This is a genomic window from Metabacillus lacus (assembly GCF_009674805.1).
Taxonomy (GTDB): Bacteria; Bacillota; Bacilli; order Bacillales; family Bacillaceae; genus Metabacillus_C; species Metabacillus_C lacus.
Window position 1 is genome coordinate 1 of the sequence record NZ_WKKI01000119.1, and the last position, 675, is coordinate 675.

Here is a 675-nt window from a genome sequence, read left to right on the forward strand (position 1 = left end):
CATCATTATGATCTTTATGAAGTTGATAGAGGAATAGAATATAAAGTAGAATCATTTTCAGATGAATATCAATCAACGTATGCAAATGCATGATGATACTGCTATCGAAAAATTAATTAATCTATCTAGGCTGATGGAGGAAGAACCTAAAGTAATAGGATTATATAATAATGCCCATTTTGCTTTAGCAGCATTGCATTGGCTAAAAACTGAAAACTCTATCAAGAGATTCACAGAACTTTTTGAAAAATTAGATCCTGAGAAGCAAATCGTTTTACGTAAACTTATTGAGGAGAAACCTTATTTGTATTTGTAAACAAACTAACCTTGATTGGCTTTATGCCATTCAAGGTTTTTTACTTTAAATATTTGTGGTTAAAGCAATATGACTTTAGAATCAAAAACTCATGATGGTTAGGAGAATTACGAGAATAGTAGCAGTGAACGATAATTCGGCGAGATGAACATTTTACATGGCAGGGGTAGTATAACATGGAATGGCTAAAAAATAACGAGAATGACAAAGATCGTAGTGCTAAGGGACGCAGGGACAGGTACGTTGTCCCACGATATGAAAACAGGAGCTTGACATGGTCTATGGAATCAAGAAAGTTATCCAAATGTAGAGTCCAGAAATAGACGGGTATGAGGTACTCTAAAGCGATGGAGGCAGTC

1 protein-coding gene is annotated in these 675 nt (G+C 34.8%); it reads left to right on the top strand.

The features are described 5' to 3' along the window. The first annotated feature begins 61 nt into the window (after window positions 1-61). Window positions 62-316 (top strand): hypothetical protein, encoded by a 255-nt coding sequence (locus tag GJU40_RS20560; protein ID WP_154309897.1) that lies wholly within the window; start codon window positions 62-64, stop codon window positions 314-316. Window positions 317-675: the final 359 nt, after the last annotated feature.